Source organism: Maribacter sp. R86514 (assembly GCF_044597005.1).
In the GTDB taxonomy this organism is placed as follows: Bacteria; Bacteroidota; Bacteroidia; order Flavobacteriales; family Flavobacteriaceae; genus Maribacter.
The window spans coordinates 699,843-722,752 of record NZ_CP138999.1; the positions used below are offsets into that span (position 1 = coordinate 699,843).

The window sequence follows — 22,910 nt, forward strand, 5'->3', positions numbered from 1 at the left end:
CTTGGTATGCTTATCGGATTGTTCTAAGCAATTTGAAACAAATTTAAGCTAAAATACAAATTATGAGAAAATTATTGACTTTATTAACTGTAATTGCGCTTTTGACATCTTGCAAATCGGAAAATAAAAAAGATGAAACAGCACCTGACAAAACTTTAACTGAAAAAATTGCAGACGAGGCTGGAAAAATTATTTCAGAAGGCGTTTATGAAATTAAAAAAGGAGAAAAAGGCGGAAAAGTATTTATTATTGAGGGAACTAAATTATATGCGGTTGGAAAAAATAATTCGAAAGATTTATTTTTAGAAAAAAGAGGAAATAAAGTTTATGATTTTAGCAACGGACAAGATGGCTCGTCTGCTGTTTTTATATTTGAGGGAAATAAATACTGGGAAATCGACAAAAAAACCGGAGAAAAAGCAAATCTAATTTTTGAGAGAAAAGGAAATTATATTTACCAAAATGGAAAAAACGGAATGGAAAAAATGTTTATAGTTGATTAAAAAACTGCGCAGATCAATGTATAACCGTAATTACTGCGAATTCGACTACCTCCGAATCCATTCGGAATTGCTTAGGCTTATGCTAAACCAAAAATTAACGCATATTAATCCGTACTGACGGTTTTCCGAGACCCTTAGCACATATTTCAGAAATATTGGAAAATTTTAAAACCTTAATGACCTTCATGTTCCCTACCGAACTGGCAGTGGTCAAATCTAAACTAGAATCAGAAGATATTGATTGTAGAGTTCTCGACGAAAATACCGTTCAGGTACATAATTTTCTTTCACAAGCAATCGGTGGTGTGCGACTTCAAGTAGCGGAATCTAATTTAGAAAGAGCTAGGGAAATTATAGAGGAAAGTGGACTTGCAGAAAAGGAAAAACAACCTGAACAAAGTGAAATTGAAAAGACAATCGAAAACCCAAAATTTCAAAAAAGAATGAAATTTTTACTTTTTTCGTTGGTTACCATTATTATCATATTAGCCTCGACTTTATTCGTTTATCGATATTTAAATCGTCCGACTGATTTAGAACTCTTAACCAAGCGAAATTGGTGTGTGGATTACATAGTTTATCAAAACCAAGAATACGTTCCGTATACCTTATCGGATCAAATACAAATTCGCTTCGTTGGTGCATGCTCGGAGAAATTAAACTTTGAAACTACTGGAAATGTACAATTTCCTGGTTTTAATTCATCTAGAATAAATGGTAAATGGAAACTAGAAAACAATGTTATGAAAGTTTCGGAAATTGACACATTGGACTTTCTGCTTGAAAGAAAATATGAATATGAGATTAACCAAAAAGAATTAATCCTGAAGTCTGAGTCATTAACTATTTATTGTTCAAATCTAATGCGTGGAAACTATTAATGAAAGAATTAAAATGTCCAAGTTGTGGCTCAACGGAAGTTTCAAAACCCAAACCATCAAGAAGAGCAATGGCTATAGCTATACTCTTTGTTGGAATTCCCCTTACATTTATTTCGAAAAAAAGTCATTGCTATGACTGTGAGACGGATTTTAAACCATAAAGAACATGTGCTAAAACAACCTATAAACAATACGAGATTAGATTATAAAAGCTAAGGTTTGCGTATTTTTATAAAGCCAGCAAATCTTCTGGATCTAGCTTTAGAGAAGAAAAAATAAAACTAAACATTAACCTTTAGCTTCATGCATAGACCTGCCTAACGGCAGGCAGAAGGAAACGAAAAGCTTTTTCGCCTCCGCGCTACGTTTAGCTAAACCATTAAAAACAAGCAAAAGAAACATAATGAATTACAAGAAAATTTTTTTTACGGTAATTGCACTTATTGCAGCATTAAAAATTTATAGTCAAAATGAAAGTGGATACTATATGAATTGGAATTCTGACCATACCAATAGAACGGTTAAGCCTACTATAAAATTGTCAGAAGATGAAATCAAATCAATTAATTGCTATAAAGTTACTTTCGACAATGATGAAAGGCTAAAAACGGTAGAGTATTTTGTTGCAGGCAAGAAAAGTTCAAATTCAAATTTTGGAGCACATATTTTAGAAAGAAAATATTATGACAATTATTATGAGGAAATATTTAAAAATAAAAAGCAAGAAAGAATTATAAATGCAAGTGGTATCTGGTTACACAAATATTTATTAAATGAGTCTGGCTTTTGGGTAAGAAAGGAAAATTATAACCATGAAGGCAGATTAATAAACCAATACGGTGTTGCAATCTACAAAGTGGATAGAGATTATCAAAATAGGAGATTGACGGAAATTAGATTTAACTCAAACCTTGACACTATACCAGACCCAAATGGATTTAAAGTTACTCATTTCACCTATAATAAAGACGGTTTCATATCATCACGTCAAAATAGAAATGAAGAGGGGATACTGGAAAATGGAAAGTATGGCTATGCAAAAGTTATTTTCCATATGGATCAGAACGGTCAATTCTATGGAGAAGAATTTATTAATAGTCATGGTAAATTAGCTAATAGTTCCAGTTTGGGTTATGCTAAAGTTGACATGAGGGATTTTAATGAATACGGAAAGAATAAACGTTTTTACTTTACGGATGAATCAGGGTACCCTTCTAAAGAAAAAGCTATGGGAATTGTAACATATCATAAAAATATGTCAAGAAACGAGGTGCTATATTACGATAGATATGGTAAGCAGACCAAAGATGAGAAGGTAAGAGTAAAGTCTAAATATATCTATGACGAAAATGGAGAATACATAAAAAGGGAAAACTATAATTATAAAGGGGAACTAATTAAATGATTAATCTTTTATACAATGCTAACATGTACTGTAGCAAATCATATAAAAATAAAATTGTTAATACCTTTCTACACTTCTCACGCCCACAATTATCCTACTTATCTTACGGAGCTTAAGCAATAATATCATTTGAACGGAAATGGAAAAGAAAAAGATACATTTTGACAATATGAAAAGTTGGATTTGGATATTCATTCTATTCCTTTCTTTATTTTTTATTTTGGTGGGTATTTTTGAATTATTTGAATTTGAAAATCCAAAACTGAACAAAAGAATAAGTGCTATTGGTTTTTTTCTACAAGTGATATATTTCAGTAAAATGTTTTGGTTTAAAAATTATGTTCAATGGAACAAAAAAGGAGCTGTTATAAGAATTTACTCTTGGGCTTCAAAATCATAGAGTTTTAATCAAATTAAAAAGACAGCGGCATTACAGTTACGTTTGACTTGAATGAAATTAAGGAAGCTGATATTCAAAAACTTAGTGAAATAATAGTAAAAAATACTATTGCCAATAACATATAACGCAAGTAACACAAATTGGACAATGTTTGAATCTGCTGGGGATGACTAACATTAGTTCCTTAGCTAATCCACCACAAAATGAAAAACTTATTCACTCTTCAAAATTTAAAATTCGTATTAGGTTTCGCAACCGGTTTTATTATTTATGATGCTTTTGCAAAAGATGAAATTGACTGGGTTAAAGCAATTGTAGTGGCTATTCTGTCAGTGGTTATCATGTTTGTTATTGAGCGGATAAAAAAATAAAACTGTTTCAGCCAACTAAGTAGACTAATATTTTAGCTCTGTTCTTAAACAAATATGAGTTTTATAAATTTAAAGTCAGAATTAGTCCGAAAAATAGCAGCTTAAATACCTTAAAAAACTGATAGAATGACCATAACTGACCTTTTCAGAGTTATAATTAAAATCTTTGGAATTTATTGTTTTACAACTCTTATATATCGATTACAGCCAAGAATGACGGTTAATTTTGGATTTGATTTGTTCGAATTTATAATTAGTATAATTCACTTGGTTCTTATAGGATTAATTGTTTTCTTTTTTCTGTTCAAAACGGATAGATTAATTAAATTCTTTAGACTTAGTAAAGGGTTTGATTCCCAAATAATTGATATGAAAAATCTAAACGAGGTTGGACTTTTTAAATTTGGAATAATAATAATAATTGGACTTTTAATGATCGTTGACAATATTGCTCCCTTTTTAAACTACTGTTTTTTAGAGTTTAAAAAGCAAGTTTGGACAAACAAATTGGACGAAAGTTCAAGGATAATCTTGAACTTATCTATCGACTATAACAGGTGGTTTACTTGTGGATTTAATATTTTTATTGGAGCTATATTTTTAACCAATAACAATAGAATTTCAAAATTATTAATGAAAAAAGGGAAAAACGTTGGGTAAGAATGCCTATTGCAAGAAGAGCTTAAAGGTTTAAGTATAAAATTGGTACTAGGTTTCGCAACTGGCTTTTTCATTTAGGCGCAAGTAAAAACTAGAACGTTATTTACATTTTATGAAAAATATATTTTATATAATCTTTTTTTTAATGAGCATGAATCAGTCTTAGGCTCAGTTAAATGAATTAAAGAACAATCTAATTAAAAAAGGAGACTCATTATCTTTTAAAAGTTATAGAATTAATAATGTTGCCGAAATTGTTTTATTGAATAATAATGAATTCATCAAAATACAGAATGACATCAGTGATTATGGAGGGAAAAGTATTTTTAAAGATTATTATGGAAAGTATGAGCTTTTGGATTCCATCCTTACGCTTAAACCAATTAAAGTTAAATTAGAAGTTTATACAGGTAGAAAAAAACGAACTACAACAAAGGAAATTATTGATTATAAATCAGATTCAATATTGAAAATTAGAACAGTTTATGTAATAAAAGAGCATAACAATAGCCAATATTTACTACCAATAGAATTTGGTCATAAGGATTTGAATTTAGAAAATATTCCAAAAAGGACTATCAAGCATTTATTTCAACGGAATCTTAAAAAATAAAATTAAGTTTGCTTTGAATTGAGACTGGTTATTAATTGTTGAACTGAAGACCAGACTTCGTTAATAAATCCATTAACAGGCTCAAAACAAAAACCTCCTATGAAAAGCCTTAGTCCAGTTTCTTAAAGTTAATTAATATTTTCTTTTTTGCCTTAAACCACCTTTTTTTCTTTTAATATAACTTGCTCGCACTCCTATGTGTGATCGGTTCGAAACTTGAAACGTCACCGGCATCTGTATGATTATAAATTATAATAAAACCGGTCACTTGCTAAAAATGTGATCCTAAATAGTACAGGTCACGGGTTTTGTTTTGTGATACGGTTCTCACTACTATATTAGAGCTTTGTTATGATTTTTATTTTATTAGTTTTTCTGCTTATTATTCAATAACCCCAATGGTATATGGAACTTCTGTTTTAATTACCGCCAAGGTTCTACTTAGTAGCTTTCTAGCTACTTTGACAATGATACTTTTTACGTTCTTGCCTTGATGTTTACGATAATAGGCCTGCATTACGGGGTCTGCACGTATCGCTTGCCAAGATGCCTCTACAAAATAACTTCTCAATAAGCGGTTTGCACGTGGGGTCATTCCCATTGTCCTTTGACTGTTTCCGCTTTGATACATACTTGGTGCCAGACCTACGTAACCTGCCAAATGTTTAATGTTTTTGAAACGTCTTAAATCCCCTAGTTCACATAATATGCCACAGGCCACGATACCTCCGATACCAGGTATACTTCTCAGTAATAGATAATCCTTCTTATAATTCACTTTACAGTACCTTCTTAGCTGTGTGGACACATCGCGAAGCTCTTGGTCCACAAAACGGAAGAAACGCATTCTACTCTCTAATGTGGCCTTCGCCGTTGGGTACTCGAACATTATATCATCCAACCAATTTCTGTATTTATGGCTCCAATGGTCATTGTCGAACTCTTCAGGTTCCCTGATTCCGAAATACAACAATTGCATCTTTATATAGCTCTTGACCCTTCTGAAATCCTTTACAAGGTCATTTCTGCGTCTGAACAGACTACGAAGTTCTTCACGTTTCCTGTCCGGCACTATGATACTCTGCAATCGGTTATCCTTCAACTCTCTCGCTATCAACTGCGCATCTATCTTATCGGTCTTGGTATGTTTCTCTTTGCCCTTTCTATGAATGTCTGCTGGATTGACTACCAGACTTCGCCAACCGTAACTCTCAAAACAACGATGAGCGTGGTAACCGCAACAACCAGCTTCATAAGCTACGGTAACTTCATACTCCTTGAAATGTTTTGAAACATAACTATGTAATTGCTTTGGGTCGGGTGACATACTAAAAGACTTACCAGCGAACAGATCTGTTGCACAATGTACTTTCCAACTTCGTTTGTGAATATCGATACCAATGTATAACTTCGGGCAAGCAGTTTGTTGAGTGTTCATATCTTATTGTTTTAGAGAACTTTAAAGATACTCGACTTGCTGCTTTTTCATCGATGCTAAAACACCCTCATGATTACATTTATTACATCCATTATCCTATTGGTGTTAGGTTATATCATCTACGGCAGATTTGTAGATAAAACATTTCAACCAAATAAAACAGAAGAAACTCCCGCACATACTATGGAAGATGGGGTGGACTTTGTACCCATGAACAGTAATAGAAATGCTTTTATTCAAATTCTGAATATTGCAGGTGTAGGTCCCATTTTTGGTCCCATATTGGGTGCTTTGTATGGTCCCATCGCATTTATCTGGATCGTGCTTGGGTCCATCTTTGCTGGTGCTGTACATGATTACCTCACCGGTATGATTTCTTTACGTTTCGGTGGTGCACATTTACCGGCACTAGCATCTCGTTTTTTAGGAAAATCGTTTAGCCACGTTGTAAACTTCTTTGCGCTATTACTGCTAATTTTAGTAGGGACGGTTTTTGTGACTGCTCCCGCAAATATGATTAATGATGTTATAGGTTCAGAAACAAGCTATTTGACCATTGTACTATTCGCCATATTCCTCTATTACATAGTTGCAACCTTATTACCAATAGATAAAATCATAGGTAAAATTTATCCTGTGCTTGGTTTGCTGCTCATATTAAGTGCCATTGGTATTTGCATAGGCATGTTCGTTGTAGGCAATCCTATTCCAGAGCTTACATTTCAAAATATGCATCCGCAGAACATACCTTATTTTCCGGTAATTTTCTTGACCATTTCATGTGGTGCCTTGTCAGGTTTTCATGCTACGCAATCTCCCATAATTTCACGTACCATCAACAATGAAAAAGATGGTAGAAAAGTGTTTTATGGTATGATGATACTTGAAGCCGCTATTGCCATGGTTTGGGCAGCGGCGTCTATGAGTATTTTAGATGGAGATTCTTTAAATGAGCTTTTACAAAATGGCGGACCAACCGCTGTGGTGAATAAAATAGCTACCATTTCTTTAGGAACCATTGGTGGTACCATAGCCGTTTTGGGTGTAATCGTATTACCTATTACATCAGGAGACACTTCTTTTAGAGCGGCACGCATGATTATTGCAGATTATTTGAATATAGACCAGAAAGTATTAAAGAATAGATTTATGGTAGCTATTCCGCTCTTTATCGTTTCATTTATACTTACAAATATGGATTTTCAACTATTATGGAGGTACTTCTCATGGGCAAATCAAGTAACTGCTGCCATTGCTCTTTGGATCGGTGCTGTATATTTATATCAAAAGAAAACGCATTATATTATTGCATTGGTTCCGGCATTTTTTATTACAACTGTGGTTGGTTCCTATATTTTTTATGACCCAAATGTTGGTTTAGGATTGGATATTGAAATTTCTAATTGGATAGGTGTTGGAATTTCTGCTGTACTAACAGTGCTATTTTTTAGAAAGTTGAAAGATGGAACAAGTGCGTTGTAATTACATGATATTTCAATACCAACTAAACTTACAATATGAATAAAACTATTATAGAATTTTTTAAAGAGATACTTACGATTATTGTCGGTATTTTGATAGCACTTTTTATCAATAATTGGAATGAAGATCGTAAAGATGCAAAGTATATGAATAAAATCTTTGTATCAATGGAAAAGGAACTGAAGGAGACCAACGAAGACATTAAGAAAAAAATGCCTCAACAGCAAACACTAATCGACACCTTAGAATTTTACAAAAAGAATGATACAATTTCTATTTTCGATGTCATGATGAAAGTCAATGGAGTTCAAATACCTCAAATTAGAATTAGTTCTTGAAAAGCTATTTCTAGTTCAAAAATTGAATTGTTGGAATACGATAGAGTTTCCGCTTTGGCAAATATTGAAGATCACACAGAGTTGTTGACATCAAAAACTCAATTTTTAATGCGTTTCCTTTATCCAAATATAAAAGACACCAGTTTTGACAAAAAAGAACTTATAATGTTTATGATGCAGGATATTATGGTTACGGAAAGAGGTTTGCAAAAGGAAATTGAGGGGGTGATTCAAGAGTAATGATCAACTAAGCATACTCTCCGTAACAAATGGAATTAAGATTTAAAGAATAAATATTGATTAAAATACTCAAAAAGATATCCTGGTTCATACTTTATATCCTGTTCAATGCAGTGTTATTTCTTATTGAAATAAGAGTATTGTTCACTACGAATGACGGTTTTACGAGTGGTAGCGGATTTCAATCCGTAGACGATATTTTAGAAGCACTCAATGTAGTATTTAACATCCTTGAGGACATGGTTATGGTGTTCTATTTTTATACAGCGATAGGCTTGGCTATTGTTGCCTTGTTACTGTTTATTTCTGTTCAAGTGTACTATATAAACCGTAAATTTAAAAATCACAAGAAGAAGTTTTTATATAGTTTACTAGCTTCTTTCGCTGTAGTAATGACCTTGAAGTTGCTATTATATGCTTGGATGTTTATAGATCTGAATTATCTGTAATATTGTTTTAGAATTTTATAGTTTCACTTAGGTCAAATAACATATAATCAAAAGCCACTAAACAAATAAACATGGGAAAGAAACTAGAATGCATCACTCCCGATTTACAAAAATTCTTAGAAAAGCAAAAGATATTTTTTGTGGGTACGGCTGCTGCTGAGGGGAATGTAAATGTGTCCCCAAAGGGAACGGACTCATTTCGGGTAATCGATAAAAATAAAATAGTTTGGCTAAATCTCACCGGTAGCGGTAATGAAACTGCGGCACATTTGATAAAGAACAACCGAATGACCATTATGTTCTGCGCCTTTGAAGGAAAACCTATAATTTTACGATTGTATGGTACTGCGGGTATATACCATAAAAGGGATCAAGAGTTTGCAAAGTATGTAGACCTATTTCCTGCGAATACCGGCGCTAGACAGATTATTGAAATGCAGGTAGACCTGGTACAGACATCTTGCGGTTTTGCTGTTCCGTTCATGGATTTTAAGGAAGAACGCACCACCTTAAACGATTGGTCTAGTAAGCAGGGAGAAGAAAAAATTAAAGCATACTGGAAAAATAAGAATACCAAAAGCATAGACGGATTTGAAACGAATATTCTTGGTAATTAATCAATAGAAAGAAATACAGAGTGAAACAAAGCATAGCACGTATAGCACTAGTAGTAGATGACTACGATAAAGCCATTGATTTTTATACCAACAAATTAGATTTTTTACTGGTTGAAGATACCGACTTGGACGATGGTAAACGTTGGGTTATTGTGGCACCACAAGGATCAAGAGAATGTTCTTTGGTACTGTCAAAGGCAGATGATGAAAAACAGCTGGCAAGTATTGGAAATCAAACAGGTGGTCGCGTATTCTTGTTTTTGTATACTGATGACTTTTGGAGGGACTATTACAAAATGATGGAACGCAAAATTAAATTTGTACGATCACCAGAAAAAATGCCCTATGGAATGGTAGCGGTTTTTGAAGACCTATATGGGAACCTTTGGGATCTGTTAGAACCATTAGAAATGCAACAACAACAGCAGCAACAATAGAATTTTTGTTTGGTTACTATGTGGAAATTTCTAAAAGACATATTCAATTTTAAGAGGAAAGAATTTTCATTGAATTCTAATAGGTCTTTAAAGTTTTTCAATACTAAAAAACTACTATGTGGTATTGGGGAATCTGAAATACGGGAAAGTGAAATTGTAATTACTAAATATCCGTTTGAGCCATCAATTGCATACCCAACAGCTATACTTTCTGCTAAGGATATAGATTGCATGTCGGTTGATTTTACAGTTTGCAAAGTGCACGTAAAAAACGATATCATATTTATTTCGTTAGAACTCAAAGAAAAACTAAAACGGTTTGCAGATAGTAACAATATTAGACTTATACCACAAAATTGGAATTGGGATTGGATTCTAGAGCCTTATCTAGATACGGAGTTTACCAAAGAAAATGAGCAACGAGCTTTAGAAAGACTTCTAGAAAACGGATTCACAGCAAATGAAGTAGATACTATAAGAGCCGAGGTGAAAAATCAAATGTACGCCTATAATTTTGATACCATGCTGTGGGATTGGTGCAGCCTTGGTCTATCTGATGTGCTATCTGCTATGCGGGCAAAATATAGTAAAGAGCAATTTCGTGAGTTTTACAAAAGAGCTTTGGAAATAGAAAAACGAACAGGCAGAGGTACTAATTTCAGCCAAGTTTAATACAATAAAAAAAGGGCAAAAATCTTGATAGATTTTTGCCCTTTTGTATAACTGAAAATGTTGCTTATTTTAATGTAGATTTAAGCATCCAGATTAATTTTTCTTGTCCGGATATTAAATCACTAACTAAAGTTGCAGTACCTTCATCATTGTTATCAGAAGAGATTTCTAAAATTTCTCTTTCCTGAATTAATAACTCGTTTAAGTTATCTATAAGTAAAGAAATACCGGTAGCACCGTCAGACACTTCTTTGATAATTCTAATGGTTTTATTGTCCAAGTAATCTTCAAACGTATGCAAAGGCTTCTGGTCTAAAGTTAAAATGCGTTCTGCAATCTCATCAACGGTTTCCGTAGCTTCAGTGTATAAGTCTTCAAACTTCTCATGTAAAAGAAAAAAATTGCTCCCTTTTACATTCCAGTGCATACCTCTCAAATTCATATAATGAATTTGATAATTAGCTAAAAGAACATTTAGTTTATCACTGATTTCTATTTTATAATCTTGACCTAATCCCACGTTTTTATTTAAAGTTTCCATAATTCTGTTGTTTTAATTATAGTGTAAAATTACGCACAAAGTCAATGTTTATGGGTAACATAAGTTACATAAGCTATATGTTTTGCTTATACTATTATTGAATTTTATGAATGATAATTGTTGCTTTTTAAAGTAATTGTAGTTCACAAATTAGATTCGTAAATTAGGGAGGTTAATATGACATTATATAAGCATGCAAATTCCTGAAATTCCTAATTTAATACACTATGCCATTCCGTTTTTTACGGTGACTGTTATCTTGGAAGTTATACTATCGGTAAAAATAAAATTACATGACTACGAGTTTAAAGATGCCGGTACATCTATTGTAATGGGCTTGGGTAATGTTGCTATAGGTTTAATTACCAAAGGTATTGCATTGGGGTTTTTCTACTTGTTGTATAATTTTTGGCATCTATTTGAAATCCCTTTTGCGTGGTGGTCTTGGTTAATACTTCTTTTTGCAGAAGACTTATGTTATTATTGGTTTCATAGAACTAGTCATATAAGTCGATTTTTTTGGGCGAGTCATGTGGTGCATCATTCCTCAAAAAATTACAATTTAAGCACCGCATTACGGCAATCGTGGTCTGGAGGATTTTACACCTTCATTTTTTGGACGCCATTAATTCTCATTGGTTTTCATCCGGTGATGGTTTTGGTGCAGATGTCCGTCAGTCTCATCTATCAATATTGGATTCATACCGAATTCATTACTAAAATGCCCAAGTGGTTTGAGGCTGTTTTTAATACGCCTAGTCACCATAGGGTGCACCATGCTACCAATCCGCAATACTTAGATAGAAACCATGCTGGAATTTTCATAATATGGGACAGGTTATTTGGCACTTTTGAACCAGAGGTGGAAAAACCGGTTTACGGTTTGGTTACAAATATCGATACCTACAATCCTATAAAAATAGCTTTTGGAGAGTGGTACAAGATGCTGGGAGATTTTTTCACTTCTAAAACCTCCATTGTAAACCGCTTTAAATATTTGACAAAACCACCAGGCTGGAAACATGATGGCACCAGTATGCTTTCTACAGATTTGAGAAGGGAGTGGGAAGAGCATAATAAGGCAGAATTATAATTTTTATGTAACATAAAGGTCTTTTGAGCGTCATATAAAAACCAACCACCAGTAGAATGACCAATAAACTAGTAGCATACATAGGAATTTTAGGAGTAATTTTATTTGCGATAGCCGCCATCGTTGGTCCATTATTAATAGAAGACTACAGTGTAGTAAGTCAGTACATAAGTGAATCTTTTGCAATAAACACGGAGTACGGACGATACCTGCAATACTTCGGATATATACCTAGCGGAATTCTCATTACCATTTTCTGTTTTAGTGCCCCCAGAAAACTACCAAGTTCAAAACTCATCGTAGCCGGTTTTTTCGGGTTAGCATTATTCTACGGACTAGGAACTATTTTGGTAGGAATATTTCCGTGTGATGCCGGGTGCCCAACAGATGTCATCAACTCTAGTCTTGCACAACTTATACATAATGCAGTGGCTTCATTGACTTATATCTTTTTTCCAATTTGTTTAATTGGCATAGGATTAGGGTTAAAGAAATTTGAGAACTACGAGCGTTTATCTCAAATAGCAATGATCACGGGAATAGTAAGTGGCATTTTTATATTCTCTCTATTTTCCGACCCCAATTCAGGTTACAGAGGAATTTTACAACGGACAATAGAAACCTCTTTTATTGTTTTTATGGTTTGTAGTGCGTTGCGAATTGGCGCGGATACGGGAAAATAGTATTAAGTGTCGAGTACAAAGTATTAAGTAAAGAGTATTAAGTAAAAAGTACTAAGTATGAGGTACAAAGTAGTTAGTATTAAATACAACGAAAAACGAAAAACGATTTTTGATCACTGAGCTTAGCCGAAGCGAACGTGTTCCAAAAGAGCAGATAGCCCCACTGCGCTCGCAATGACATTCTATAAAGGTCACTGAGCGAAAGCGAAGTGACAACCAACAACCAACAACCAACAACCAACAACCAACAACCAACAACCAACAACCAACAACCAACAACCAACAACCAACAACCAACAACCAACAACCAACAACCAACAACCAACAACCAACAACCAACAACTACTCCTTATAAATTACCCCATCTTTCATTACAAAAGATACATTTTTCACAGAAGAGATATCTTCTACCGGATTCCCTTTTACGGCAATAATATCAGCTAAAAACCCTTCTTTAAGGCTTCCTAATTGGTCTAAATGAAACATACTGGCATTACCAGAGGTAGCAGATTTTAATACCGCTAAAGGCTTCATTCCGTAATCTACCATCAATTCCATTTCACGGTAATTTTCTCCGTGAGTAAAAACACCTACATCACCACCAAATACAATTTGTACACCAGAATCCAGTGCCATTTTAAAAGACTTGCGTTTCTGTTGAATACGCTCAGGCTCTGGGTCGGTCGCTTTGTTCCATCCTCGGTATTGTGTTATGGCATCGCCTGCGGCTATAGTAGGGCACAAGCCAATACCTTTTTCTTTCATCATTTTAAAAATCTCCATAGTTCCTCCGTCACCGTGTTCAATGGTTTCCACGCCACCAAGAATAGCTCTTTTCATACCTTCCGGTGTACCGGCATGTGCAACTACATATTTACCTGCTGTAGTAGCAGTTGCAACCATGGCATTAATTTCTTCCTGTAAAAATGTGGCTTTAGAATCGGCACCGGGAGTCCAGCGATAATCGGCATATATTTTTATTAAATCGGCACCGTTTCCCATTTGTCTGCGAACGGTTTCAATACACTGATCAACGCCACTTGCAGCTTCAGCACCTAAGGGCACAGTTACACCGTCGTGAAATCCTTTTGGTCCATATGCTCCTGTAGCTACAATTGCAGGTCCGGCAACCAATAAACGTGGTCCGTCTATAATTCCCTTGTCAATAGTTTTCTTCAAATAAACATCAGTATAACCGGCACCTTCCGCACCCAAATCTCGCATGGTGGTTACCCCGGCCATTAAAGAATTCTTTAAATGAACGGTACCTCTAACTGCACGTTCAACAGGCGATTCTTTTAGAACCTGATCATTCCAATCGGTTTCGTTGTATGGGTGTAATAAAACATGGGAGTGACCTTCAATAATTCCAGGCATTAAAGTACTGCCGGTCAAATCTATTTCTCTGGTGTTGTTCGGCAGGGTTATTCCGTTAGCACTACCTGCATACGAAATTTGATTTCCTTCCACTAAAACCACCCAATCATTGTGCATTTCGGTACCGTCGAATATGCGGTCTGGTTTTAAGAGTGTTTGAGCAAAACAAGCATATGAAGAGAAAATAAAAACAAATAAAAATGATTTCATAATTGAGTTGAATTTAGTTGGCAGTTGCAGAGGTCAATAAATTATCTAAGTCGGTTTTTGTGTGTTGATTTCCATTGGAAAGAACTATAAAGATGTCTTTGGTACTTTTAATATCTTCTAAAGGATTACTGTTGAGTAAAACAATATCAGCAATTTTACCTTCAGAAATAGTTCCATAATCAGCATCTTGCTTTAAAAACTTAGCACCGTTATATGCAGAAGATTTAAGCGCATCTAGTGGAGGAATTCCTGTAGCTACCATAGCTTCCATTTCTTTATGTAATGAAATACCAGGGTAGGTGTAACTATTGTAAGCACCACTATCGGAACCTGCCAAAAGAGATACTCCGTTTTCGTTTAATTTCAATGCAAGTTTACCAAAGAATTGGTCCAAAGCTTTTCTATCGGCAACTTGTTTATCTGTTGCATTTTTTACACGGTCAATCCTACCTTTATAGGTTTGCCGAATACCGTCGCTCATATACTTTAAATAGGCATCATTCGTATGATTAACTTCATCTAAATAGCTAAGCACTCCGCCAATATGTAGTGTAGGTACCACAAATACGTCATTCGATTTTAAATGCTCGAATGTTTTTAAAGCGGTCGAGTCAGAAAATGAAGATTGGAGTAGGGGCATGGCATCCCAAAACCCTATTTCTTTAGCTATCAGTTTTTGGGTGATTTCTTTCTCATTGTTAGAACACCCTTTCATAATGTAATATAAATGTTCAACAGCATCAATACCTGCATCAATAGTAGCGTCAAGCTCCACTGTAAAGGGCATGTGTCCCGATGTAATTAAATTTCGTTTTTCGGCTTCTTGTATCACCTTTAAGTAATCTTCACCAGAAATGCGACTATCATAAATCTTTACGAAATCAGAAGGTATAGATTGCAAAGAATCTAAAGCTTTAGTAATAGTTTCATCAGTATTTACTTCTAACGAGCCAGCCCAAGTACCTCCTGGTCCATCAATTTTTGGTCCCGATGTAAAAATGGTGGGTCCTACCAATTCATTGTTCGCAATAGCCCTTCGCCATTCTAAAACAGATGAGGTAAGATCACCACCGGCATCACGAACTGTTGTAATGCCATTTGCCATAAAGAGCTTTAAGAAGTTTTTATTTGCATTTATTAAAGAATCTCCACCTCTAAAATGAGTGTGATTATCCCAAAAGCCTGGTACTATAAATTTACCTGTAGCATCAATAGTAGTCTTTGCCACAATATTAGTTAAACTGGTATCAGTACTGATTTTGGTTATTCTATTATTGTTGATGAGTATACTAACCGTAGAAATAGAACCATCTTCCAAATTAATTACATTTCCGTTTTTTATAAGAACGTCATATTTGGTTTGTTTTTCGTTTTTGCAGCCCGTAAATATTAGAAGAGAACAACAGGTTAATGCACATATCAATTTCGATAAATTCATAGTATTTAAGGCAATTTTATATGGTTAAGATAAAAAGAAAATATGGTGAATATTAGCATATGCAGTATTATCCAAATTGAATTATTGCATTGATAATGAACGTATGGTCTTTTTATAATGTAATAGTAAAAGACCTATAATTTTTATTTTTTATCAGATTGCCAACCGCCACCATCTCGGTATTTAATATTTTCAGCGGCGTGTTGAATGATTCCCTCAATTCTTTTGTTTCTTGTTTCTTCGCGCTTTGCTTGGTTTAACCAATAAAGGTAGCTTTTACGTTGGCTGCGTGTAAAGTTGTTGAAGTTGGTAAAAGCTTTAGGATTTTTATCAAATGCCATTTGTAGCTCTTGGGGAATAACACCGTTCTCTACATCATCTAGAGAAGACCAGGAACCGTTGGCTTTGGCAACCTTTATAGATGCTAGTCCTGCTGCATGCATTAGTCCGCTAGATTTCAATTCTTTGATATGATCTTTGTTTACCTTGCTCCATACACTTTTAGGTTTTCTAGGACAGAAATATTGCCGTCTTTTGCCATTGCCCAAACTTTTGACCGTACTATCGATCCAGCCATAACATAATGCAACCCGCACAGCTTCTTCCCAACGCATACTTTCATTTTCATGGGCAACGGAGTAAAAAATGAGATGAACACCTGTGTGCTCCGTATGATTATTGTGCAACCAATCCTTAAATTCAATGTCATTTTTAAAATACAGCTCCGGTATTTTTAGCATAATAGTACCATATGGTTAATAATGTATCATAAAAGTACAATGATTAAAATAAAGTATTGGTTAATAAAGTAACTCGCCCTATTTTTAGCAATATTTTACTCAACTTAACAACAACTAACGTATGAAAAAAATCTTCAATGCGCTGCTTTTAGGCTTTGCGCTTATTATTGTCTCTTGCGGTGGCAATAAAAGAGAAGGAAAACCCAAGGTATTGATATTCTCAAAAACTATGGGATTTGAACACAAATCAATACCTGCTGGTGTTGCAGCCATTCAAAAGCTAGGAATAGAAAACGGATTTGCCGTTGACACCACTAAAAATGCAGCACTGTTTACAGATGATAATCTAAAAAAATATGCTGCGGTAATCTTTTTAAGTACAACAGGTAATGTTTTAGATCAATACCAAGAAGCAGCTTTTGAGCGCTACATACAAGCTGGTGGTGGTTATGTTGGTGTACATGCCGCGGCGGATACAGAGTATGATTGGGGTTGGTATAATGATTTAGCAGGAGCACAATTTTTGAGCCATCCAAAGGGAATGCCAACGGCTGATTTCATTATTAAAGACAAGAACTTTAAAGCTACACAGTTTTTTACCGACTCTGTGTGGACAAGAACAGATGAATTGTATAACTACAAAAACATCAATCCAGATGTAAATGTATTAATGACTTTAGACGAGTCTACTTATGAGGGTGGGCAAAATGGAGATTTTCATCCCATTGCTTGGTACCATGATTTTGATGGTGGTCGTGCATTCTACACAGGTGGCGGTCATGCCGATGCCAGCTTTTCTGAAGATTTATTTTTAAAGCATCTTTTAGGCGGAATCGAATATGCCATAGGTGAAAATTTGGAATTAGACTTTTCTAAAGTGACCTCTCAAATACCACCGGATGCAGATCGTTTTGCAAAAGTAACTTTGAGCGAAGGTCAGTTTTTTGAACCTACTGAAATGACGGTTTTACCTAACGGAGATGTACTTGTGGCTCAGCGTAGGGGAGAAGTAATACTATACAATGATGAAACAAAAGAGCTTAATGAAGTATTAAAGTTAGATGTCTATAGCAAAACTTTAAATACACCAGGCGTTAATGCAGAAGAAGGATTAATGGGTTTGCAAAAAGATCCAGATTATGCGAATAACCATTGGATCTACTTATACTATTCCCCAACAGGTGATAAGTGGATTAATCGTTTGTCAAGATTTAAATTTGAGAATGGAAAGTTTGATGAAGCGTCTGAACAAGTAATAATGGATGTAGACAGTCAGAGAGAAATTTGCTGTCATACGGGAGGTTCAATAGCTTTTGGTCCAGATGGTTTTTTATATCTTTCTACAGGGGATAATTCAACACCATTTAATGAAAAAGGAGTGAAATATGTAAATAACGGATTTGCGCCTTTAAATGATATTCCAGGTCATGAGCAGTATGATGCTCGTCGTTCTTCAGGAAACACCAATGATTTACGTGGAAAGATTTTAAGAATTAAAGTGAAAGAAGATGGTACGTACGATATTCCAGAAGGAAACTTATTTCCGGTAGGAACAGATAAAACGAGACCAGAAATCTATACCATGGGTCACAGAAATCCGTATAGAATATCTATAGATATGAAAAGAGGATATCTGTACTGGGGAGATGTCGGTCCTGATGCTAGAGCCGATAGTTTAGGTGTAAGAGGACCTAGAGGGTATGATGAAATGAACCAAGCTAAAAAAGCAGGTAACTTTGGTTGGCCATTGTTTATAGGTAACAATTTTGCATATAATGCATACGACTATGAAACAGGTAAAACAGGTGAGGCATTTGATCCTGAAAAACCTATAAATAACTCTCGTAATAATACGGGTTTAACAGAATTGCCACCTGCAATGCCAGCGTATGTATATTATCCCTACGTAGATTCTCAAGATTTCCCGCAAACAGCTACAGGAGGTAGAAATGCAATGGCAGGACCTACCTACTACTCAGATATGTACCAAGGTGACGAAAAACTACCGAGTTATTATGACGGAAAGGTAATTATCTATGATTGGATGCGGGGTTGGATGTTTGCCGTTCATTTAGATGAAAATGGAGATTTCAGTAAAATGGAACCTTTTGCTCCTGAGGTTAAGGTCAATAGTTTAATTGATATGGAAGTAGGTCCTAACGGTAAAATCTATCTGTTGGAATACGGTAGTGGTTGGTTCTCTCAAAATGCAAATTCTTCTTTAGGATATATTGAATTTAACGGAGGTAATAGACCACCGTTAATCAGTGAAGTAATGGTTAGTGAAACAGCGGGAAAAACTCCGTTAATCGTTTCTGCTACTATAAAAGCAAGTGACCGTGAAGATGATGCCATAAAATATATATGGGATTTTGGTAACGGTGAGACCAAAGAAACTACAGAGCCACAAGTCAGCTATAGCTATGAAGATGCAGGAGTCTATAATTTAAAGGTAACTGTAGCAGATGATAAGGGAGAAGAGGCAATTAGTGAAAGTACTAGTATAGTCGCAGGGAACTCAAGACCAGAGGTTACTATTTCTTTAGGTGATAATGCACCGGTATTTTACTTACCAGGTCAGAAAATTGCATACGATGTTTCTGTAACTGATGCAGATGGTACTGAAATTGATGGCGACAATATATTTGTAAGTGTGGACTATTTAGAAGGAATGGATAAGGTGGCTATGAGTATGGGACACCAACAAGTCTCTGCAACCGTTACTGGCAAAGCGCTGACCCAAGCAATGGATTGTAAAACATGTCATAAAGAAGCAGAAGCTTCTATAGGACCAAATTACAAGGATATTGCAGCAAAGTACAAAGAGCGTAAAGATGCCTTGAAATACTTGCAAGGTAAAATGAAAACAGGTGGTTCAGGAGTTTGGGGAGAAGTAACTATGCCTGCACACCCAAATATTACAACTGATGAAACTAGACAGATCGGATTGTATATTCTTTCATTGAACGGAGATGATAAAAAAGAGAAATCATTACCTGCAAAAGGAACTATAACGGCAGAATCATCTGCACCGGGTAATATGTTGGTGATTACGGCTAGCTATACAGATGCAGGTGCCGAAGGTACTATACCGCTTACAGGTTCTAAATCTGTTGCCATACCTGCCAAAAAGGAAAAATAATAACAATTTTAACCAACTAAAAAGCCCGCTAATCAGCGGGCTTTTTTTATTTATATGAGTGAGAATGTTAGCTTAATTTTTTGCTTATCAATTCACCAATCTGCATGAGTAAGTCCATCTCGGTTTCGGTAAAATCATAAGGTACCGGTTTAGCAATACCAATAGTTCCATATAAATTATCACTATACATTAACGGTGCAGCTAATGATCCTTCTACTTTGGTATCTTTTGCCGATGGTCTAGCAACACCAGAATCATCAGTCTGTAGATTACACATTTCAACAGGTTTTCTTCTTTCTGCCGCAATACCCGCCATACCTTTACCAATAGGAATAGTAGATAGTTTAGGAATTAAAAACTCAGGAATACCTACTTGAGATTGAAGCTGTAGTAAAGACGCTTTATCTAAAAAATGTAACGTACCGGTAGCGCATTTAAAATGCTCTAAAATCAATTTTAGAAGATTGTCCCAGTTTGGAGTATTCTCCTTTAGTTCGGCGCTAACAATTGCTAAGAATTCTTTAGGATTGTTCATATGGTTTTAAGCTAAGTATTTCTAAGTTCAAAATTAATGATTTTGCTGATTTCATTTGCGTTATCTACAATCATAAAATGTTCTCCACCTTCAATAAGCTTTGTTCTAGTAGTACCTTTGGGCGGAATCAATTTGTCTTTTGTACCGTTTATCTTAAGAACTCTTGAGGATCGTGCTGTGTTTTGCCATGCGGTAAATTCTTGTAACGCCCATTTTACAAAGCTAAAATCCGTATCATCCAATATTTCATAAAACAATTTAGAATTTTTGGCTCCCATAATATATTTAGCAAGAAACCTTGGTGGGTTAAATAGAAACGTAGGAATAAATTTTAAAATTCTAGATTTGCCGACCCAATTATAAATCGGTCTTAACTCATCTTTTGTTTGTGCAGAAGAAATAAGAATTACTTTTTTCGGTTGAAGCATTTTACTTATTTCCGTTGCAATTAATCCACCGAAACTAACACCTATCAAACAGAACGCTTCATTGGTGTCAATAACACTACTAAGCCTTTTAGAATATTCTTTAATATGTTCGTTTTGGTGGGGAGTAATCCAATCTATAGTGATCAATTCAAAATCTAGAGTTAAATGATTAAAAACTCTTTGGTCAGCACCTAAACCACTAATAGCGTATATTTTCAAAATAATCTTTTATGTAACGATTATTAAACTATTGATAAAGGTACGCTTAATCTCTTTTTTAAGTAATCTACATTTAACTATATTGTCTTTACTGGGTAGTTCTCTATAGGCGTAATATGCTAAAACGGCATGGATGGCTTTCTCTATTGCAATTCTTATTGGGAACAATTCTTCTCCTAAAGATTCATCTATAGAGCGCAGCTGCATATAGTAATTACTAATAAGTGGATAATTTTTATTAGCTGCAATATGAGCATTGGCCTTATTAAAAGCTTCGGTTTTTTGTTCTTTAATAGGTTTGCAAGTAACTAATATGGGTTTATTGTTTTTGTGCAACATAGCAGAAAAACCAAACAGTCTACAAATGAGTCCGCGATGCGCATATTCAGAACAATAGCCTTTGGAGTCAGGTGTGATGATTTCGTTTAATACAGGACATATTTTATTGTCTTTATTATTTTGAAGTTTTTCTAACCATCGCTCCGTCTCCCCATGTATTAATAGGTGATAGGCTAGTGGTAAAAACTCTAATGCAGTAGCATTGATGTCCGGTTTTAAACAACATAGACCACAATTGGCTACACAGCTAAGTCCTGTAGATTGTTGAAAGGAGCCTAACTCCTTATCCAATTGGTTGAAAATATGATTAACCGCTTGAACTTTTTGATATATTGTCACTTATGAGATTAAGGTTGTACGAAGGTAGTCTATGTTTTCACACCCCTAACAATTAAAAATAATATTAATGGTTTCAGGTAAAACGGAATTATTTAGCTCTGTTTAAAGAGTTAAAAATTTATGATGTAAACAGTGTGAAATCCTAAAATTTTGAGGTTTTGAGTCGCAAAGGATTTTGATCGGTTCTAGTTTTTATTTCAAAACCTATAACACCCAACACTTGCTCTTCCTCAGTAAGCACTTGAACTTCCCATTCACCAGGTGTTACATTGGTTTTATAAGTATATCCTCTAAATCCACCATCTCTACCGCCGGTAATATCGTAACCTATATCATCAACGTTTTCCCATTCTTTGGTATATGTATTATACCTTCTCCATCTATGAAAAATGGACTTCTTTAAGTCCGTAGGCGCAAAAATGGAAGAAAAAATATACACACGCTGGTCTGGAGAATAACTAAAATCCAATTTATGTTTACGCCAAAAAATTAAAGATTCCTCAGACTCATAAGTAACCTCATAGTTTCCGTTTTTTTGAATAACTTCATGAGCCACAATTCCTTTATCTAATGCCAGGGGTACGGGCGGAATCAATTTTAGGAAATAGAATAGGTTAATAATACCGTAAATGGAAATGATGATAAAAACCATTTTACCCAGTTTAATCTCCCTTCTGGTACTTGGGCTTTTACTATAGATAATAATGAGAAGAACTAATGTACTAATTAAACTGACTGCTCCTGAAATCAAGAAAATTGTAGTATTCAGTTCCTTTATAAATACAGGAATCATAAATGTGAAAAACGTGAAGCTAATAAAGTAGTAAACCCCAAATTGAAGGTATTTGTTTGAAATTCGTTTTTTTAAAAACTCATTTGCAATCAGTAGTAAAACAAGAATGATAAAGAACGATGCTGTTTTGGATAAAGAAACACTTCTTGAAAAATAGATGACATAGGCACTAGATAACCCACCGAAAAAAAATTGAATGGCAAGGGGTAAATATTCTTCGTATCGTTCAAGAAAGGTATTTTTCCATTTTCCATCATCCACAAGGTTATAGAGATATAGCGTTATAGATAACGAGGTCATATGCAGACATAATACCGTTAAGTCATAGGTACGGTCAATACGACCAAGGGTCAAGGTGTCAAATATAAATCCGCCAACGAAAAATATAATTGGCGCATATTTTGAGTGCCTTCTTATAAAATTTCTGAAGGCACTATTTCTATATCTGGCAAGTGCTTTTTTCATGTAGCGTTAAAAAATGACAGCAGCAAAACTACTGTAATTAAAAAAAGAAATTGACCTTATAT

The 22,910-nt window shown here is 34.7% G+C and carries 25 protein-coding genes; 16 read left to right on the forward strand and 9 right to left on the reverse strand.

Annotation, left to right across the window (positions count from 1 at the left end):
• The first annotated feature begins 62 nt into the window (after positions 1-62).
• From SJY30_RS02980 to SJY30_RS03005, 6 genes are all read left to right on the forward strand, one after another.
• Positions 63-503: a hypothetical protein gene (locus tag SJY30_RS02980; RefSeq protein ID WP_396634131.1), complete on the forward strand. Its 441-nt coding sequence runs from the start codon at positions 63-65 to the stop codon at positions 501-503.
• Positions 504-658: 155 nt separating this feature from the next.
• Positions 659-1,384, forward strand: coding sequence for a DUF2007 domain-containing protein (locus tag SJY30_RS02985; RefSeq protein WP_396634132.1), 726 nt, complete (start codon positions 659-661; stop codon positions 1,382-1,384).
• 403 nt (positions 1,385-1,787) lie between these two features.
• On the forward strand, positions 1,788-2,789 hold the full coding sequence (locus SJY30_RS02990) for a hypothetical protein (RefSeq protein WP_396634133.1): 1,002 nt from the start codon (positions 1,788-1,790) through the stop codon (positions 2,787-2,789).
• A 603-nt stretch (positions 2,790-3,392) separates the two neighbouring features.
• Entirely contained in the window at positions 3,393-3,560 is a 168-nt protein-coding gene (locus SJY30_RS02995; RefSeq protein WP_396634134.1) for a hypothetical protein, read from the forward strand.
• Positions 3,561-3,686: 126 nt separating this feature from the next.
• Complete coding sequence (locus SJY30_RS03000) at positions 3,687-4,220, forward strand: hypothetical protein (RefSeq protein WP_396634135.1); 534 nt, start codon at positions 3,687-3,689, stop codon at positions 4,218-4,220.
• Between the two features lie 262 nt (positions 4,221-4,482).
• Positions 4,483-4,833 carry a hypothetical protein gene (locus SJY30_RS03005; protein ID WP_396634136.1) on the forward strand — a complete coding sequence of 117 codons (351 nt, stop codon included), beginning with the start codon at positions 4,483-4,485 and terminating at the stop codon, positions 4,831-4,833.
• Positions 4,834-5,215: 382 nt separating this feature from the next.
• Here SJY30_RS03005 and SJY30_RS03010 read toward each other — a convergent pair whose 3' ends face one another.
• A complete protein-coding gene (locus tag SJY30_RS03010) occupies positions 5,216-6,271 on the reverse strand; it encodes an IS110 family transposase (RefSeq protein ID WP_396632131.1) in 1,056 nt (351 codons plus the stop codon).
• 69 nt (positions 6,272-6,340) lie between these two features.
• On the opposite strand from SJY30_RS03010, the gene SJY30_RS03015 reads away from it, so the two are divergent.
• The 7 genes from SJY30_RS03015 to SJY30_RS03045 all read left to right on the forward strand — a co-directional run bounded on the left by SJY30_RS03015 (position 6,341) and on the right by SJY30_RS03045 (position 10,506).
• The gene (locus SJY30_RS03015) at positions 6,341-7,753 is read left to right on the forward strand and encodes a carbon starvation protein A (RefSeq protein WP_396634137.1); all 1,413 of its coding nucleotides are present in this window, start codon (positions 6,341-6,343) and stop codon (positions 7,751-7,753) included.
• 35 nt (positions 7,754-7,788) lie between these two features.
• Positions 7,789-8,091 (forward strand): hypothetical protein, encoded by a 303-nt coding sequence (locus SJY30_RS03020; RefSeq protein ID WP_396634138.1) that lies wholly within the window; start codon positions 7,789-7,791, stop codon positions 8,089-8,091.
• Positions 8,092-8,121: 30 nt separating this feature from the next.
• Positions 8,122-8,331, forward strand: a complete 210-nt coding sequence (locus SJY30_RS03025) for a hypothetical protein (protein WP_396634139.1) — start codon at positions 8,122-8,124, stop codon at positions 8,329-8,331.
• A gap of 140 nt (positions 8,332-8,471) precedes the next feature.
• On the forward strand, positions 8,472-8,780 hold the full coding sequence (locus SJY30_RS03030) for a hypothetical protein (RefSeq protein WP_396634140.1): 309 nt from the start codon (positions 8,472-8,474) through the stop codon (positions 8,778-8,780).
• 71 nt (positions 8,781-8,851) lie between these two features.
• Positions 8,852-9,397, forward strand: coding sequence for a pyridoxamine 5'-phosphate oxidase family protein (locus SJY30_RS03035; protein ID WP_396634141.1), 546 nt, complete (start codon positions 8,852-8,854; stop codon positions 9,395-9,397).
• 20 nt (positions 9,398-9,417) lie between these two features.
• Positions 9,418-9,834 (forward strand): VOC family protein, encoded by a 417-nt coding sequence (locus SJY30_RS03040; RefSeq protein ID WP_396634142.1) that lies wholly within the window; start codon positions 9,418-9,420, stop codon positions 9,832-9,834.
• An 18-nt stretch (positions 9,835-9,852) separates the two neighbouring features.
• Complete coding sequence (locus SJY30_RS03045; protein ID WP_396634143.1) at positions 9,853-10,506, forward strand: hypothetical protein; 654 nt, start codon at positions 9,853-9,855, stop codon at positions 10,504-10,506.
• 64 nt (positions 10,507-10,570) lie between these two features.
• Here the strand turns inward: SJY30_RS03045 and SJY30_RS03050 are convergent, their stop codons facing one another.
• Entirely contained in the window at positions 10,571-11,047 is a 477-nt protein-coding gene (locus SJY30_RS03050) for a Dps family protein (protein ID WP_396634144.1), read from the reverse strand.
• 193 nt (positions 11,048-11,240) lie between these two features.
• Here SJY30_RS03050 and SJY30_RS03055 point away from each other — a divergent pair, with 193 nt between their 5' ends.
• Both SJY30_RS03055 and SJY30_RS03060 read left to right on the forward strand, forming a co-directional pair.
• Positions 11,241-12,140, forward strand: coding sequence for a sterol desaturase family protein (locus tag SJY30_RS03055; protein ID WP_396634145.1), 900 nt, complete (start codon positions 11,241-11,243; stop codon positions 12,138-12,140).
• A 56-nt stretch (positions 12,141-12,196) separates the two neighbouring features.
• A complete protein-coding gene (locus SJY30_RS03060) occupies positions 12,197-12,823 on the forward strand; it encodes a DUF998 domain-containing protein (protein WP_396634146.1) in 627 nt (208 codons plus the stop codon).
• A 342-nt stretch (positions 12,824-13,165) separates the two neighbouring features.
• Here the strand turns inward: SJY30_RS03060 and SJY30_RS03065 are convergent, their stop codons facing one another.
• The 3 genes from SJY30_RS03065 to SJY30_RS03075 all read right to left on the reverse strand — a co-directional run bounded on the left by SJY30_RS03065 (position 13,166) and on the right by SJY30_RS03075 (position 16,588).
• Positions 13,166-14,410: an amidohydrolase family protein gene (locus SJY30_RS03065; RefSeq protein WP_396634147.1), complete on the reverse strand. Its 1,245-nt coding sequence runs from the start codon at positions 14,408-14,410 to the stop codon at positions 13,166-13,168.
• A 13-nt stretch (positions 14,411-14,423) separates the two neighbouring features.
• Positions 14,424-15,848 carry an amidohydrolase family protein gene (locus tag SJY30_RS03070; protein WP_396634148.1) on the reverse strand — a complete coding sequence of 475 codons (1,425 nt, stop codon included), beginning with the start codon at positions 15,846-15,848 and terminating at the stop codon, positions 14,424-14,426.
• Between the two features lie 143 nt (positions 15,849-15,991).
• Entirely contained in the window at positions 15,992-16,588 is a 597-nt protein-coding gene (locus tag SJY30_RS03075) for a YdeI family protein (RefSeq protein WP_396634149.1), read from the reverse strand.
• Positions 16,589-16,709: 121 nt separating this feature from the next.
• Here SJY30_RS03075 and SJY30_RS03080 point away from each other — a divergent pair, with 121 nt between their 5' ends.
• Positions 16,710-19,730, forward strand: a complete 3,021-nt coding sequence (locus SJY30_RS03080; RefSeq protein ID WP_396634150.1) for a ThuA domain-containing protein — start codon at positions 16,710-16,712, stop codon at positions 19,728-19,730.
• Positions 19,731-19,797: 67 nt separating this feature from the next.
• Here SJY30_RS03080 and SJY30_RS03085 read toward each other — a convergent pair whose 3' ends face one another.
• The 4 genes from SJY30_RS03085 to SJY30_RS03100 form a co-directional block, all read right to left on the reverse strand.
• Positions 19,798-20,265 carry a GAF domain-containing protein gene (locus SJY30_RS03085; protein WP_396634151.1) on the reverse strand — a complete coding sequence of 156 codons (468 nt, stop codon included), beginning with the start codon at positions 20,263-20,265 and terminating at the stop codon, positions 19,798-19,800.
• An 11-nt stretch (positions 20,266-20,276) separates the two neighbouring features.
• On the reverse strand, positions 20,277-20,912 hold the full coding sequence (locus SJY30_RS03090; protein WP_396634152.1) for an alpha/beta fold hydrolase: 636 nt from the start codon (positions 20,910-20,912) through the stop codon (positions 20,277-20,279).
• A 9-nt stretch (positions 20,913-20,921) separates the two neighbouring features.
• The gene (locus SJY30_RS03095; protein WP_396634153.1) at positions 20,922-21,590 is read right to left on the reverse strand and encodes a YkgJ family cysteine cluster protein; all 669 of its coding nucleotides are present in this window, start codon (positions 21,588-21,590) and stop codon (positions 20,922-20,924) included.
• Between the two features lie 142 nt (positions 21,591-21,732).
• Positions 21,733-22,848, reverse strand: coding sequence for a DUF2914 domain-containing protein (locus SJY30_RS03100; RefSeq protein ID WP_396634154.1), 1,116 nt, complete (start codon positions 22,846-22,848; stop codon positions 21,733-21,735).
• Positions 22,849-22,910 lie beyond the last annotated feature (62 nt).